Raw genomic sequence first — 15673 nt, forward strand, 5'->3', positions numbered from 1 at the left:
AATTAACGTTGAGCGTGTGGTATAATTAAAATGGATAAATTTTTTACAGGAGCTTTGATCTAATGAATATACTTTCAGATGAGGAGTTTGAACAGATCTACGGACGAAAGCCTGTCAGAAGGGTGAAAAAGAAAAAAATATACTGGAACAGAATTATTATTGCATTGATAATACTTATCGGCATTGTGACTGGTCTGGTAAAGCTGACAGCCTTGGTAGTATCAAAGATCAAAGGAGACGATACGCAAAAAACAAACAAGGTATTGAATAATACATCTTCTGTCGCTGTGAAGGAGGACGCTTCTTCTGCTGAGGATAAAAAAGACGAGCCTGCGAAGTATTCAAATATGAACTTTACAGTGTGTGTTGACGCAGGTCACGGTGATTATGACGGCGGCACAACTGACGCCTCAGGAAAAAGATATGAAAAAGACGATAATTTAAAGGTCGCACTTGAGGTGCAGAAATATCTTGAAAAATACGGCGTCAATGTGGTGATGATAAGAGATGATGACTCTTTCCTTGAGCTTGACGAAAGATGTGCAAAGGCAAATAACGCCAAGGCTGATATGTATGTTTCACTTCACCGAAACAGCTATGACGGTGATATTTCGGGCGTTGAGGTTTGGGTGAACAATTCTGAGCCTGAATATGACACAAAGCTTGCACAGAATATACTTGATGGTCTTGAAAAGGTAGGTATATCTGAAAATAGAGGAGTACAGTATGGCTACGTTGGCCATTCCGGTGTAAACTACTACATAAATGCCGACACTGTTATGCCAAGCTGTCTTGTGGAGCTTGGATTTATAACCGAGGATATCGACAATAAGCTTTTTGACGAACACCTTACCGAGTATGGACAAGCTATTGCTGACGGTATAGTTCAGACAGCGGTTGATGTTGGTCTTGTTGATGAAAGCGGCAAAAGACTTATGTCTGAGCAGCTTATCTCACCTGAGAAGCCTGTGAACAATAAGGATTCTTCATCTGCGGCTGACGCTATGACAACGCCGATGCAGACGGACTCTTCTGCTGACATTTACAATACTCAGGAAAACGAGTGGTATTGATATTCAATAATAAAAGCGAACACAGTTCGTTTCTGCTAATGCAGAGAAACCGTGTTCGCCTTTTTGTTGCTAAAGCTCTTTTCTGATGAGTTTGAATTTCTCAAATTCTTTCGTCAGGTCTGCCAGAACGTTTTCAAGACCCTTTTCAGAGTATTCTTCGTGATATTCTGCCACAAAGTCTGTTACCTCTGTGACGCACTTTGTGCCGTACCATACTCTGACATAAAGCTCTTTTTCATCGCCGAGAATAGGGTCTATGCGGTAGCTGAAATTGGTGTAATTACTGCCAGACCAGGTGTTTTTTTCTTCAAAATAGTGAAATGTGGGTATATCAAAATAACCATGGAGCATTGCGTATTTTCCTTTCAAAAATCATTCGTTTATGATATTATAGCATATCACTGTTCCTTTTTCAAGCATTTAGTCTGCTTCTTAATTAAATTAACCTAAAAAACGTTTACAATTTTGTTAGGAATGTATATTGGAGAATTGTTCAAAATATGTTATAATTGATAACGGTATGACTATTTCAGCGGTATGCTGTCGCAGAAAGGATAAGATCTATGAGCATTACAATAAAAGATGTTGCCAAGGAAGCCGGTGTTTCAGTGGCGACAGTGTCAAGGGTTCTCAACGGAAGCTGTAACGTATCAGATGAGTCAACAAAAAAAGTCAATGAAACTATTGCAAGGCTCAACTATTCTCCGAATTTTCTGGGAAGAAATCTTAGAAAGTGCGAAACGAATGTTATTCTTGTAATTATGCCGACCTCTGAACATTCCCTTTATTCAAAGATAGTCATGGGTATGCAGGAATATGCAGGAAAAGTCGGATACGATATCATAACCGCAGTTTCCTATTCAACCTCGACCGCTGAAACAAGGCAGATGAATATGCTTTTTAACAGAACTGTTGACGGTGTTATCCTTCTTGGCACTCAGTATGACGCAGCTTCGCTTAATAAGCTCGCAGAGAATTATAACGTTGCTCTGTGCTGTGAGGGCGTGGAGGGCGCAAATGTGCTTACTGTCGCTGTTGACGATGAACAGGCTGCGTTTGACGCTGTCGCAGCTCTTATCAAAAAGGGTCATAAAAGGATAGGCTTTATCGGAACGAACTCTGCGGCTATCTCCTCCACTGCAAGAGAGAACGGCTATATAAGAGCATTAAAAGAATATGGCATAGAGATAAAGAATGAATATATCTATAAAGAGTCTTATGACTATGACTGCGGAGGCAGAGCGTTTGAATATTTCAATGCACTTGCTGAGAAGCCTACGGCGATTTTCGCTGTGTCAGACTTGCTTGCTATCTCTGCAATGCACAAGGCAATAGATATGGGCATTGATGTGGGCAAAGATGTCGCCATAATGGGATTTGACAATATATCCATGTGTGAGTGGATAATCCCTACACTTTCAACGGTTGAACAGCCTTGCTCAAAAATGGGCGAGCTTGTTGTGGCAAAGCTTATTGAAAACATGAATAAGACTACTAAGGATAATCATTATTATACTGTTGACCACAGGATAATTTTAAGAGAGTCCACAGGCGACTAATTACTTTCGTAAAAATAGATAGGGGAGAAATAAGGCAGTTTTTCCGTAAAAACTGCCTATTTTCTGTAAGAAAGGATTTTTTAGGGCATGGAGAAATTTACAAAAATACTTGAAACGATAGATGGCTATGTCTGGGGCATACCGCTTATCGTACTTATTATGGCTGTGGGAATATTCCTCACCTTTAGGCTAAGGCTTCTTCAGATATTCCACCTGCCAAAGGCTTTGAAATTTATGTTTCAGAACGAAAATGGTGGCAAAGGCGAGATATCGAGCTTTGCGGCACTTTGCACCGCACTTTCCGCAACCATAGGTACGGGAAATATCGTCGGTGTTGCAACAGCCATTGGTGTGCTTTCAGGCGGACCTGGAGCGCTCCTTTGGATGTGGATAGCGGCACTCCTTGGTATGGCGACAAAGTATTCCGAGGGTTTTCTTGCTATCAAATACAGACGTATGGACGCTGACGGACACGTTTGCGGCGGACCATTCTATTACATAGAATACGGCATGGGTAAGAAGTGGAAGTGGCTTGCAAAGGTATTTGCGTTCTTTGGTGCTTGCGTTGGACTTTTTGGTATCGGAACTTTCTCTCAGGTGAATGGTATCTCATCGGCAGTTCAGGCTTTCTTTGATCCTAAAAAGGAACATACAGTGAATATTTTGGGTGCTGACTATACATTGGCTGTTATAATCTCTGGACTTTTGATAACTGTTTTTGCCGCACTTGTTATTATCGGAGGCATAAAGAGGATCTCAAGTGTTTCTCAGGTAGTTGTGCCGTTTATGGCGGTCGTTTATATAGTTGCCTGTCTTTCACTTATTGTTATAAACATTCAGAGGCTCCCTCACGCTGTCGCTCTTATTTTTGAACAGGCATTCAGCTTCAAGGCTGTCGCAGGCGGATCTCTTCCTACAATATTCATTGCTATACAAAAGGGTGTTGCAAGAGGAATTTTCTCAAATGAGTCAGGTCTTGGTTCGGCACCTATCGCAGCCGCAGCCGCTCAGACAAAAGAGCCGGTAAGACAAGGTCTTGTTTCTATGTGTGGTACATTTATCGACACTATCGTTGTATGTACTATGACAGGTCTTGCTATCGTAATGATGGGAAGCTACGAGGCTATCAACCCAGTAACAGGCAAGCCTTTTGAGGGCGTTGAGGTCACAAATCACGCTTTCCAGACCGGCTTCTCGTTCCTGCCGTCAATGATACCTGCATTTATTCTTATGGTCTGTCTTGTGTTCTTTGCTTTCACAACTATCCTTGGCTGGAACTATTACGGTGAAAGGTGTATGGAATATCTTTTTAACAGCAACATGAAGGTGGTCATGGTCTACAGATATCTCTATATCCTCGCTGTATTTATCGGACCATATATGACGGTTTCTGCCGTTTGGACGATCGCTGATATCTTCAATGGACTTATGGCACTGCCAAACCTTATAGCGTTGCTTGCTCTCAGCGGTGTTATCAGTAAGGATACAAGGCGTTATGTGGCGAAGTATTCCAGAGCAAAACGAATCAATAAGCTGGTAAGAGCGTAGATATCGTATTTTATATGAAGCGGAAACGGCTGAATGTTGTTTCCGCTTTCTTTATGCTGTAGGCTTAATCACCAAAAAAATGAATGGTTATTTGTTGAAATCACCAAAAGTATTTAAAAGAATGTAACAGTGATTGTAACTTTGTTGACAACGATTACATTCAGTGATATAATAGCTTTGTAAGAATCAAGGAAACGTTTTCTAATGAAAACGATCCGTTACGGAGGTTATATATAATGAAAAATTCCAAGCGTGTTATTGCCGGTGCAATGGCTCTCTTGTCAGCAGTGAGCGTAGCTTCATGCGGTAGCTCATCAGGCAGCGATTCAAGCAGCTCTTATGTTGATAAGGTAAAGGTAGCAAGCACCGACGATATTGCTACTATCCCTGATGGTTCGGAAAAGGAGTTGGAGTGGCTTTCTTATTTTGACATAAACCCAACTAAGAAAGAGCCGGAAAAGAGAACCGACCTTACTCTTTTTGAGAAAAAGGGCGGTAAGATCAAGTATTCTCAGACTTCATCAATGAACAAGTATGATAAGCTCGCAGCAAGACTTATGTCTAACGATCCACCGGATATGTTCTGGTATGAGCAGTCTATGACATTCCCTGCAAACTGTATCAAGGAAATGTTCCAGCCTGTTGATGATATCGTTGATTTCGATAGTGCTATGTGGAGCGATGTCAAAAATGTTGCAGAGCAGTTCACTCTCAACGGCAAACACTTTGTTGCACCTATCAACTTCCTGCCAGGTTCTGTTATCACATATGATAAATCTATGATCGACGCTGCCGGTCTTGATGATCCATACGAGCTTTATCAGAACGGCGAGTGGGATTGGAACGCATGGTATGACATGATGTCAGAATATGTTGAGGGCGCTGCTGCTGACGAGGAGAGATACGGCATAAACGGTTGGTTCGCACCATTTATCTTCCAGTCAACAGGTAAGACTCTTATCACATATGACGCTGATAAGGACGAGTATGTTTCAAATCTTAACGACGCTGACTTTGTAAGAGCATCTGATATGCTTTATGATATCGCAAAGAATGGTATGTACTATCCTGATTGGGTAGGACAGGCAGGCGACGCATTCAAGAAGAATATCCTCTTCTATGCAATGGGTCCATGGGCTTCTACCGGTACACATTCACCAAAGGACGGCGACAATTGGGGCGTAGTTCCAATGCCAAAGGATCCTAACTCTGATACGCTTTATACAACTATCGACATGAATGCGTATATGTGGGTAAAGGGTTCGACAAAGAATGACGCTATGAAGTGCTGGCTCGAGTGTGCAAAGATAGTTTATACTCAGGATACATATAAGGATATCGAGAAGGAGAAGTTCTTTGTAAACAATCCTAACTGGACAGAAGATATGTATAACGTAGCTTACGTTGACCTTGTTACAGACAAGTTCACTAAGATATTTGACCCTGGTTATGGTATCTCCACAACTCTGTCAGATAATGACGCTGCAACAAATGATACTAAGGAAGCTGTTATTCCTTATCTGTATACTTCAGTTATGAAGACAGACGAGAATGGCTCACAGTATACATGGACACAGCTCAAAGAGCAGTATAAGGGTACTGTCGATTCAGAACTTAAAACTCTCAACGAGCAGTATCACGCATATTTGGAAAAGAATAAGTAATATAACTTGCCATATAAAGACGGACGGAATTTATTTCGCCCGTCTTTTTTGTTGTAATGTCAGAAAAAATGTGATATAATCATAGAGTACATTAAGATTTAATTAAGAATTATGTTGAGCTGTTTTTAAAGAATGTGGCTTATAATAATAAACGTAAAAGAAAGGATCGTGCCGATATGGAGATAAAGGAGCCTGTAATCCTTGTTGTAGATGATGATAAAGATATAGTGGGAGCTATCGCAAAGCTGCTTGAAATGGAGGGCTATAAGGTAATAAAAGCCTATGACGGTCTTGAGGCTTTGGAGAAGCTCACTGAGAACAGCATACAGCTTATACTCATTGACGTCATGATGCCTAAGCTGGACGGACTTTCTACAATGATGAAAATAAGGGCAACGGAGAATATCCCTATACTTGTGCTTTCTGCAAAATCTGAGGATACAGATAAGGTGCTTGGACTTTCAATGGGCGCTGACGATTACATAACAAAGCCTTACAACCCTATGGAGCTTGTGGCAAGGGTAAGAAGCAACCTGAGAAGATATATGCAGCTTGGCGCTATCGACACGGCAAACAAAACGGATATTATAGAAATAGGCGGTCTGGAGCTTGACACTAAGGCAAAAAGCTTAAAGGTTGACGGAGAACCTGTCAAGCTCACCGCCACGGAGCTTAAAATTCTTGAGCTTCTTATGGAAAACGCAGGCAGGATATTTTCTGCCGAGGAGATCTATTCTAAAGTGTGGAACGAGGACGCATATGCCGTTGAAAACACGGTAATGGTACATATTCGTCACATCAGAGAGAAAATTGAGATAAACCCTAGAGAGCCGAAATACTTGAAGGTGGTGTGGGGAATTGGCTATAAAATCGAGAAAATTTGAGAAGGCAGAATGGTTTAAGATATTCTCAGCAAAAAAGACGAGAATTATTGCATTTATCGTTGCCTGTGTTATTGCAGGCGGCTTTTGCTTATCTTTTGTGTTGTATGCTAACAGCCATGCTGACAGCAGCAGTAAGTCTTATCTTAAATCAGAAAGCTACAAGCTGGCTTCCAATGAAATGTATGAGGAACTGTGCGTTACAGCTTCGGCTTATCTCAGATATGTTGATGAGGATCAGAATTACACTCAGCCTAGACACCTGCTCAATGACTATCTGAATTATCTTGATTACAACCGCTATAAATACAAAAAGACAGAAGACGGTATACGGCTTGTAGACAGTCAGTTTGATTACTATGTGGGGATTACTCAAAATGGCGAAACAAGATATCTGTCAAATATAAAAGATATAGAAAATTATTACAGTGAAACGGATAAGATAAAAGCTTTTAAATCGTCGCACAAAAACTATATACTCCGCCGTGATAACGAGGTCATGAGCGACAGAACTTCATCAGGACAGATAGTTGACTACTATTACAATACAGCGGAGTATCAGGATAACGTGACAGAAGAGTTTTATGCCGACAATCTTGTGCCCGTAGGAGGAAGTTATTATGATAACTACGGCAGATATTTTTACAATTACGGCAATTATGAGCCAATAGCTTTCTATAATGTAGACTCAAGATATAATGTTATTAAAGGTCTTGATTTGAAAGACGGTCTGAAATATTCCGACAGGCTTGAAGATGAAGAAATTGGTGACGATTATGACACTGATGACGGCAATGAATACTATGACTATGACAACGGCAGATATTATTATGAGGACGATTACGGAAACGCATGGGCAAAATGTGAAAACCTCTATGACCTGCCTGATTACAAAGCGACAGACAATGACGATTCAGGTATAACGGTATTCTTTGCACCGAAAGCTGAAAAGCTTACGGCAATGGAAAAGGAATACACCGAGGCTTTGAATGATATGTATCGTGCAAAGCTTTTTGTGATTGTTTTAGGCGTTATTGAATTTATGCTTGTGTGCTATCTGCTCCTGATCTGTGCATATAATGCAGAGCCTGAGAGCGTTGAACGCTGGAAGCAAGGCAATTTTCTAAAAAAAGTGCCTACGGAAGTTTACCTTATCCTAATGGTATTGGCTATTACATTTGCTTTTGTATTTGGCGCCTGCTGGAATTATTATGTGAGCATCACAAAAAATATTTTTGACAATGCTTTGGCTAATTCCGTTTTCAGAAATATCCTTGCTGTAGCGTTGTTTGCATTGGCATATTTTGCAGGCTTCGGCTCGCTTATGGAGTTTGTTGGCAAGATAAAGACAAGAAGCATATTCAAAGAAAGCCTTATTTGCAGATTATGTAAGTTCCTATGGCGCAAGTATAAGGAAACCTCCCTCTATCACTATTTTCATGGACTTCCGCTTGGAATAAAGCTTACTTGGAAGTTCATACTTATATTCGTTGGAATTTTTGTTGTGATGTCTAGTCGATTGACGATGTTAATTTTGTTGGCGGTAGAAATTGTTCTGTGTATATCAATGCTTCGTGACTTCTCACAGCTTTCAAAGCTCAGCAAACAGATAGACAGCCTTGGAGAAGAAAAGCCTTATGAGGGCAAGATAAGAAAAACTTCGCCGGTTTATGCTGAATCTGAAAAACTCAACTCAGTTCAGGATAAGGTGAGAGAGTCAGTGGAGCAGCAAATACAATCGGAGCGTTTGAAAATAGAGCTTGTGACAAACGTTTCCCACGACCTGAAAACACCGCTGACTTCCATTATCAGCTATATCGACCTGCTTAAGAAAATGGATCTTGACGATGAAGCTTCGAGCTATGTGAAGATACTTGATAAAAAGGCGCAGAAGCTCAAAGGCATTGTGTCTGACGTTTTCAGCATAGCAAAAGCCACAAGCGGCGTTGATGTAAACCTAACAAAGCTTGATTTTGTGATGCTGTTAAATCAGTGCATCGCAGACGCAGAGGACAAGATAGCTGACAGTGGCAAGATAGTAAAGATAAACATAAATGCCGACAGCGCAATGGTAATGGGCGACGGCGACAAGCTTTACAGAGTGTTCCAAAACATTGTTGACAACGCTCTGAATTACTCTATGGACGGCACAAGGATATTCCTTGATGTGTACAAAAAAGCGGACAGAATAGTATTTGCCGAGAAGAACATTTCGGCAACGCCGATAAACTTCACAGAGGAAGAGATACTTGAAAGATTTGTGCGAGGGGATAAGTCACGAACAGACGGCGGAAGCGGTTTGGGATTATCCATATCAAAGAGCTTCACGGAAGCTTGCGGTGGTATCTTCAATATCGAAATAGACGGAGATATGTTCAAGGCGATAGTCGAAATGCCGATAATTCAGGAGGATACGGCAGAGAAAACCGATGACAAAACGGAATAGTGTGAATAAAAATAGCGGTGCTTTGAGTTGCACCGCTATTTTTAATGTCGGAAAATGTAGATAAAAAATTAAAATATACCTATATTGTTTTGACAATTTGTTGAAATTTATATACTAATATGTTATAATATAGAAGTAAGGTGATTTTAGCGGACGGGAAGTGACATAATGAACTTTACAGAACAGATACTGTATTCGCTAATGGCGAAAACAGGCAAAAATTCGTCTGGATGGCTGCCACTTTTGCAGCATTTGCAGGATACGGCAGATATCATGAGCTGTCTGTGTGATGAATTTCTGTCGCCGTCATTTGCAAAGGCTTGCGGATTAGAGGAGAACGAGTTCAAAAAGCTAGCTGTTTTTTTAGCAGCAGTTCACGATATCGGCAAAGCGACAGTTATTTTTCAATATAAGATAGGAAAAAATCTACCTGAAAGAAGATCAGCACTGGAATTAGCTGGCATTGTATTCCCTGACTACTACGTTAAGGAAAATGCAGTTAAAACTCCTCATGCTCTAGCAGGTGAGGAGATCCTTAATTTGTTGGGTTGCCCTGAATGTGTAAGCACTGTTGTTGGCTCTCATCATGGTGTACCTGCTGAGAGCGTACAGGATTTGTCATGGCCGCAAGAGGATATAGCTTTCTATGAAAACTATTATGGACGTGACAAAGAAAATATTGAAGTTTTGCAGGATATTTGGCAGACGATATTTTATATGGCACTTGATTATGCAGGCTTTTTAGATGTTAGTGAGTTGCCGGATATAGACCGTTCGTCGCAAATGCTTCTGAGTGGTATGTTAATAATGGCGGATTGGCTTGCAAGCAACACTGAGCTTTTTCCTCTTTTGTCAGTGGAGGACCTCAAACCTGACGACAAGCTGAGGGCTGAACGCGCTTGGGCAAAGCTCGATTTTCCGCAGATGTGGAATCCTGAGAGATCGGTAATATTTAATGAGGACTTTAAAGAAACTTTTGGTTTTGAACCACGTTCGGTGCAGTCAGAGGTGCTGAAAATAGTTGAAAACACTGCCAAGCCCGGCATATACATATTTGAAGCGCCAATGGGCTGTGGTAAAACAGAAACATCACTTGCGGCAAGCGAGATATTGGCATCAAAGTGCGGCAAAAATGGCGTGTTTTTTGGACTTCCAACTCAGGCAACTGCAAACGGCATTTTCCCAAGAATACTCAGTTGGGCTGAAAAGCAATCTACAGAATTTTATCATTCTGTTCAGCTCAATCGGCGAATGAAACGTGAAGAATTTCTTGCTGTGGATAGCAACCCAGAGCATGACGCCTTTTCTGAATTGTGAGGTGCAGTATGTATTTAACAAGAATAAAATTAGATATGACAAAAACAAATACAATGAAGGCATTGGTATGCCCAAGCAGATTTCATGGAGCTATCGAAAGTGCTGAGTCTGACGGCAGAACAAGGAAGCTTTGGAGAATAGACGAGCTTGGCGGTGAGAAGTATTTGCTCATATTATCAGAAAAAGAACTTGATTTTTCAAATGTTTCAGATCAATTCGGAGCAGAAAGACCTTAAACTAAATGTTATGATACATTACTTGACAGAGTTAAAAATAGCAGTAAGTGGCAGTTTCGTTTGAAAGCAAATCCTGTTATACATAAGAAAGATACTAATTCTCACAGAGGTCGCCCTGTCGGACTTATAGGAAATAAACAGCAGGAAGAATGGCTGAAAAAGCAGGCTTTGAAAAACGGCTTTTCTCTAGAGGACGGAATGTGGCTGGTAACAGAGTTTAAGTGGTATGATTTTAAAAAGGGCGAGCGTAGAAACCATGTGAGAATACTTTCTGTAACATATGAGGGCGTGCTTACAGTAACAGACGAGGAACTTCTTAAAGTTGCACTTACTAATGGTATCGGCCGTGAAAAGGCTTATGGTCTTGGAATGCTGACGATCGTCGGAATAAGATAATGGCACAACAAAATGGGATAGAGAAGCCAGATCTCCATGCACTGCCCACAATAAGCGACAGAATGACGTTTATTTATCTTGAACATTGCAAGGTAAGCCGTGAAAACGGTGCAGTCACCGCCACAGATCTTGACGGAACAGTGTATATCCCTGCGACAGCCATAACAGTGCTGCTGTTGGGACCCGGCACTCTTTTCCCCGCATACGCGGGGGTGATCCTGACTAATACTTTTAGTACACTAATTAGGTGAGGTATCATTATGAATGAAAAACAGAAATTATATATTGACGAACTGGCAGAAAGCCAAGGGGTAGCATTCTCAATGGCAGTTGAGCAAGGTTTTGACCTGTGTTCATTTGCAAATATGTTTATGCTATCAGATGCAAGGAACCATATGGACAACGGTTCTGCATACTGGATGACAATGACACAAGATATAATGATTGATAAGCTTAGTATGAACTCTGTAGACAAGGCTACTATGAACTACAGTAAAACAATGGCTGAGTGGCTTGGTGAATTTTATGCAAGATACCAGTACTATACAAATATACCAAGTTCAAAAATAGTAAAAATCATAACACCAGAATTTATATGTAAAAGGTACAATGTACTGCATGATTTAGATATGGGCGTTGCAGTTAAGAACTTATCAAAATCATTTGATAAACAGATATAATCATATAAAAATAAGTAACTGGAGGTAGGTAATATGCCATTAAACTTATATATTAAGAAAGAGGACGTTAATAAAACAGGTTTAAAACTAGAGGAAAGAAATGATGCATTCTTCAATTTGCATATAGGTACTACTAAAATATCGGATACAATAAAAAGTCTAATACTGAACATCGATCACTCAACATACTCATCAGGGTCTGATATTAGAACAAAATATGGTAGACTTGTGGACATCAGAAAAATTAGTACTGGCTGTAAAACAGCAATAAATATATACAGTAATCCGGATAAACTGTTCAATTGTGTTGAGGCTGGAGACAATGCACTGAGGTGCATATTGATGTTTAACAGAGGAAACGCATATATGCCATTACTGCCAAGCATCATAAATAATTTTAGTGTTGATGTTTTGCTGCACTATATGGGAAAAAAGATACACTGTACAAATGCATTACAAATACTGGAGGTGCTAGACTAATGGCAAAGCTACTTCATAAGAGGATAAAAGTTACAGACGGAGTATATTCATTCGATTTCTCATTTCACTCACCTGTTACAGTGATATTTGGCAACAGCGGAATAGGTAAGTCTTTGTTTTATGACATATTTTCTGCATATTGTTCCAATATTAATGCAAAAGGCGTTGTATTCATAAACAGTTTGACATCTGCTGATATGGTTGAGTCTGCTCTTAAAACAGTTAAAGACAGTCTATTCATAATAGATAATGCAGATATAGTTATGGCGAATAAGACAAGAGATTTTTATGACATGGATAAGAGTAACCAATATATAGTATTTGGCAGAGTGACTGATAGGTATACACTCGATGATAAAAGTGAGGCTACAATAGTTGAACCACAGCTTGGGAAGTTTAACTTAGTCTATCCAAGTTTAAAAGGACGTGAACTATAATGATAAACATACTTATAGAAGGAACAGGCTCTGAAAGAGTATTCTGGAATCAATTACTAAGTCTTGTTGACAGGTCTAAGTTTAGGCTTATACCATATGGTGGTATACGTAATCTAATTACTGTGTACAGTAATAATTATAATGAGCAAGATGTATTCATAATTAGTGCAGATGACCCTGAAGATAATCAAATGGTACATTCTATATTACGAGCCTTTAAGGCTGATACATACAGTATAAAAAATGTATTTGTTCTCATTTCACTCACAAGTTACAGTGATATTTGGCAACAGCGGAATAGGTAACTTTTCCCCGCATACGCGGGGGTGATTCCGTCACTGTCACATTCAGCACTGCTGCCGCCATCTTTTCCCCGCATACGCAGGGCTACACAATTTTTTCAAAATATACAGCTAAAACCTACTTTATCCCCTTTACCTTATACCCTGCGTCCGTCACCGCCTTAGAAAGCACCTCGTCAGCCACGTCCTTGTCAAGTGTGATGTAAGCACACTTGTCCTCAAGGGAAACATCTGCTGTAACGCCGTCTATCGCATTAAGCACCTTCGTTACTGTGCCTGTGCAGTGTGAACACATCATGCCGTCGATCTTCATTACCTTTTTCATTTTTTCGTCCTCCGTTTTAGTATTTATTTCAGCCTTTGCGGCTTTGTTTTCTCTGCCACTTTTAAAAAGATTGAGCCTTAACGCATTGGTCACAACGCAAACTGAGCTTAAACTCATTGCCGCTGCACCGAACATAGGATTGAGCTTCCAGCCAAGCAAGCCGTAGAATACTCCTGCCGCCAGCGGAATACCAAGTGAGTTGTAAATAAGCGCCCAGAAAAGGTTTTCCTTGATGTTCTTCATAACGCTCCTGCTGAGCTTGACAGCCGTAACAGCATCATTCAGATCGCTTTTCATTAGCACGATATCAGCCGACTCGATAGCAATATCCTGTCCTGCACCGATAGCTATTCCAACATCTGCCGTTGTAAGGGCAGGTGCGTCGTTTATTCCGTCGCCTATCATGGCTACCTTTTTGCCCTGCTCCTGCAATTCTTTGATTATCGTAGCCTTGTCCTCAGGCATAAGCTGTGATCTTACCTGTGAAATGCCAAGCTTTTTCTGTATTGCTCTAGCTGTTTTCTCGTTGTCCCCTGTGAGCATTACAGTTTCAATGCCTGCCTTTTTGAAGCCCTCTATAGCCTCTGCACTTGTCTCTTTTATCTTGTCTGCAATGAACAGAATGCCTGCAAGTTTGTTGTCGATCGCTACATAAAGTGGTATCTCACCATTGTCAGCGTGAGCATGAGCCGTCTCCTCAACCATCGATATGTCAACTTCACTGTTATCCATAAGCCGCTTGTTACCGATAAGAACATTTCTGCCCTCAACAACAGCCGATATACCACCGCCTGCTGTTTCTGTGTAGCTTTCAGCAGGGGAGAGTTCAATGCCATTTGTTTTGCAGTGGCCTGTAACAGCCTTTGCAAGTGGGTGCGATGAACCGCTTTCTGCCGAGCCACAAAGCTTTTTAAGCTCTGAAACATCAAAATCACCAAACGCTTGCGCTGAAATAAGCTCAGGCTTGCCTTCTGTGCAAGTTCCTGTTTTGTCAAGAACAACAGTGTCAATGCTGTGAGCAGTTTCAAGGCTTTCAGCGGATTTTATTAGGATACCGAACTGTGCCGCTTTACCCGTTCCTACCATTATTGCAGTGGGCGTTGCAAGTCCCAATGAGCATGGGCAGGATATAACAAGCACTGATATTGCCATGTTAAGAGCAAATGCGAAGCTATAGCCAAGCAGCAGCCATACTATCAGTGAAATAAGAGCTATCGTTATTACTATAGGCACGAACACAGCGCTTATCTTGTCTGCAAGCCTTGCTACAGGCGCTTTTGAAGCGGAAGCGTCCTCAACGAGTGCGATTATCTGTGAAAGTGTTGAGTCTTTAGCTTGCTTCTCACACCTTACCTTAGCAAAACCGCCAGCCGATACGCTTGCACTCATAACTCTGTCACCCACTGCCTTGTCTACAGGTATGCTCTCGCCTGTGAGTGCAGATTGGTCAACAGTGCAGTTTCCATCAATAAGAACTCCGTCACATGGCACAGACCAGCCGGCTTTGAGCAAGAATACATCTCCCACCATTACGTTTTCCGCAGGAACTTCCACCTCCTCGCTGTCACGGATAACAACTGCCGTCTTAGGCGCAAGGCTCACAAGCTTGTTTACAGCATTAGCCGTCTTGTCTTTTGAGCGAGCCTCAAGATATTTTCCCACAGTGATAAGTGTGAGTATCATGCCGCATGACTCGTAATATAGATTCATCATATACTCATGTGCCGAGCCAAGGTCGCCCCTGCCCATAAAGTAAGCCATTCTGTAAGTGCCGTAAACACTGTATATGAATGAAGCCGCCGCACCAAGAGCTATAAGGCTGTCCATGTTAGGGGAGCGGTGGATAAGATTTTTGAAGCCGTTTGAAAAATAGTGAAAGTTTATTGCAATGATAGGCACTGTGAGCAAAAGCTGAGTGAGTGTATATATCATCATGTTTTTGTGCCCTGCAAAAATAGGGGGGATAGGTATGTTCGCCATGTGTCCCATGCAAATATAGAACAGCGGTATCAAAAATCCCACAGACCACCATAGGCGTTTCTTCATCTTTTTACTTTCGTCCTGAGCCGCCGCAACAGGTGATGCAGTTTTGTTTTCTTTGTCGCCTATCTCGCTTGCTCCATATCCTGCACTTTCAACAGCATTTATGACCGCCTGAGCGTTAGTTACACCCTCGTCAAGATCCACCGTCATTTTGTTTGCAAGCAAGTTCACGTTCACGTCCATTACGCCCTCCACCTTGCTCACAGCCTTTTCCACATGAGCCTGACACGCCGCACAGCTCATGCCCGTTACATTGAATTTTAACTTTTTCATAGATATTTGCCTT

12 protein-coding genes and 1 pseudogene are annotated in these 15673 nt (G+C 41.2%); 11 read left to right on the forward strand and 2 right to left on the reverse strand.

Going from position 1 to position 15673, the window contains the following annotated elements; genetic code table 11:
• Window positions 1-62: 62 nt before the first annotated feature.
• Window positions 63-1073, forward strand: coding sequence for an N-acetylmuramoyl-L-alanine amidase (locus KQH97_RS03700; protein WP_216552790.1), 1011 nt, complete (start codon window positions 63-65; stop codon window positions 1071-1073).
• A 69-nt stretch (window positions 1074-1142) separates the two neighbouring features.
• On the opposite strand, the gene KQH97_RS03705 is transcribed toward KQH97_RS03700, so the two are convergent.
• Entirely contained in the window at window positions 1143-1424 is a 282-nt protein-coding gene (locus KQH97_RS03705; protein WP_022286784.1) for a hypothetical protein, read from the reverse strand.
• A 212-nt stretch (window positions 1425-1636) separates the two neighbouring features.
• Here KQH97_RS03705 and KQH97_RS03710 point away from each other — a divergent pair, with 212 nt between their 5' ends.
• The 10 genes and pseudogenes from KQH97_RS03710 to KQH97_RS03760 all read left to right on the forward strand — a co-directional run bounded on the left by KQH97_RS03710 (window position 1637) and on the right by KQH97_RS03760 (window position 12717).
• Window positions 1637-2632, forward strand: a complete 996-nt coding sequence (locus KQH97_RS03710) for a LacI family DNA-binding transcriptional regulator (RefSeq protein ID WP_118123662.1) — start codon at window positions 1637-1639, stop codon at window positions 2630-2632.
• 87 nt (window positions 2633-2719) lie between these two features.
• On the forward strand, window positions 2720-4180 hold the full coding sequence (locus KQH97_RS03715; RefSeq protein ID WP_216552792.1) for a sodium:alanine symporter family protein: 1461 nt from the start codon (window positions 2720-2722) through the stop codon (window positions 4178-4180).
• A gap of 236 nt (window positions 4181-4416) precedes the next feature.
• Window positions 4417-5844 carry an ABC transporter substrate-binding protein gene (locus KQH97_RS03720; protein WP_216552794.1) on the forward strand — a complete coding sequence of 476 codons (1428 nt, stop codon included), beginning with the start codon at window positions 4417-4419 and terminating at the stop codon, window positions 5842-5844.
• A gap of 176 nt (window positions 5845-6020) precedes the next feature.
• Window positions 6021-6728, forward strand: a complete 708-nt coding sequence (locus tag KQH97_RS03725; RefSeq protein WP_216552796.1) for a response regulator transcription factor — start codon at window positions 6021-6023, stop codon at window positions 6726-6728.
• Window positions 6703-9171: a sensor histidine kinase KdpD gene (locus KQH97_RS03730; RefSeq protein WP_216552798.1), complete on the forward strand. Its 2469-nt coding sequence runs from the start codon at window positions 6703-6705 to the stop codon at window positions 9169-9171. Before KQH97_RS03725 ends, KQH97_RS03730 begins: the two co-directional genes overlap by 26 nt.
• Before the next feature lie 168 nt (window positions 9172-9339).
• On the forward strand, window positions 9340-10488 hold the full coding sequence (locus tag KQH97_RS03735) for a CRISPR-associated endonuclease Cas3'' (RefSeq protein WP_216552800.1): 1149 nt from the start codon (window positions 9340-9342) through the stop codon (window positions 10486-10488).
• 8 nt (window positions 10489-10496) lie between these two features.
• Window positions 10497-11120, forward strand: a pseudogene (gene cas6e, locus KQH97_RS03745) (type I-E CRISPR-associated protein Cas6/Cse3/CasE).
• 260 nt (window positions 11121-11380) lie between these two features.
• Window positions 11381-11800 (forward strand): hypothetical protein, encoded by a 420-nt coding sequence (locus KQH97_RS03750; RefSeq protein WP_216552805.1) that lies wholly within the window; start codon window positions 11381-11383, stop codon window positions 11798-11800.
• 33 nt (window positions 11801-11833) lie between these two features.
• Window positions 11834-12280, forward strand: a complete 447-nt coding sequence (locus KQH97_RS03755) for a DUF4869 domain-containing protein (protein WP_117897024.1) — start codon at window positions 11834-11836, stop codon at window positions 12278-12280.
• Window positions 12280-12717: a hypothetical protein gene (locus tag KQH97_RS03760; protein WP_118159797.1), complete on the forward strand. Its 438-nt coding sequence runs from the start codon at window positions 12280-12282 to the stop codon at window positions 12715-12717. The genes KQH97_RS03755 and KQH97_RS03760 overlap by 1 nt, the downstream gene beginning before the upstream one ends.
• A gap of 420 nt (window positions 12718-13137) precedes the next feature.
• Here KQH97_RS03760 and KQH97_RS03765 read toward each other — a convergent pair whose 3' ends face one another.
• Window positions 13138-15660 carry a heavy metal translocating P-type ATPase gene (locus KQH97_RS03765; RefSeq protein ID WP_216552807.1) on the reverse strand — a complete coding sequence of 841 codons (2523 nt, stop codon included), beginning with the start codon at window positions 15658-15660 and terminating at the stop codon, window positions 13138-13140.
• Window positions 15661-15673: the final 13 nt, after the last annotated feature.

It is taken from the genome of Ruminococcus sp. MSJ-25 (assembly GCF_018917825.1).
GTDB lineage: Bacteria > Bacillota > Clostridia > Oscillospirales > Ruminococcaceae > Hominimerdicola > Hominimerdicola aceti.

Excerpts from the sequence above, each read along its gene's own strand:
- KQH97_RS03700 (WP_216552790.1), top strand. The coding sequence starts at position 63 with ATGAATATACTTTCAGATGAGGAGTTTGAACAGATCTACGGACGAAAG.
- KQH97_RS03705 (WP_022286784.1), bottom strand. The coding sequence starts at position 1,424 with ATGCTCCATGGTTATTTTGATATACCCACATTTCACTATTTTGAAGAA.
- KQH97_RS03710 (WP_118123662.1), top strand. The coding sequence starts at position 1,637 with ATGAGCATTACAATAAAAGATGTTGCCAAGGAAGCCGGTGTTTCAGTG.
- KQH97_RS03715 (WP_216552792.1), top strand. The coding sequence starts at position 2,720 with ATGGAGAAATTTACAAAAATACTTGAAACGATAGATGGCTATGTCTGG.
- KQH97_RS03720 (WP_216552794.1), top strand. The coding sequence starts at position 4,417 with ATGAAAAATTCCAAGCGTGTTATTGCCGGTGCAATGGCTCTCTTGTCA.
- KQH97_RS03725 (WP_216552796.1), top strand. The coding sequence starts at position 6,021 with ATGGAGATAAAGGAGCCTGTAATCCTTGTTGTAGATGATGATAAAGAT.
- KQH97_RS03735 (WP_216552800.1), top strand. The coding sequence starts at position 9,340 with ATGAACTTTACAGAACAGATACTGTATTCGCTAATGGCGAAAACAGGC.
- KQH97_RS03750 (WP_216552805.1), top strand. The coding sequence starts at position 11,381 with ATGAATGAAAAACAGAAATTATATATTGACGAACTGGCAGAAAGCCAA.
- KQH97_RS03755 (WP_117897024.1), top strand. The coding sequence starts at position 11,834 with ATGCCATTAAACTTATATATTAAGAAAGAGGACGTTAATAAAACAGGT.
- KQH97_RS03760 (WP_118159797.1), top strand. The coding sequence starts at position 12,280 with ATGGCAAAGCTACTTCATAAGAGGATAAAAGTTACAGACGGAGTATAT.
- KQH97_RS03765 (WP_216552807.1), bottom strand. The coding sequence starts at position 15,660 with ATGAAAAAGTTAAAATTCAATGTAACGGGCATGAGCTGTGCGGCGTGT.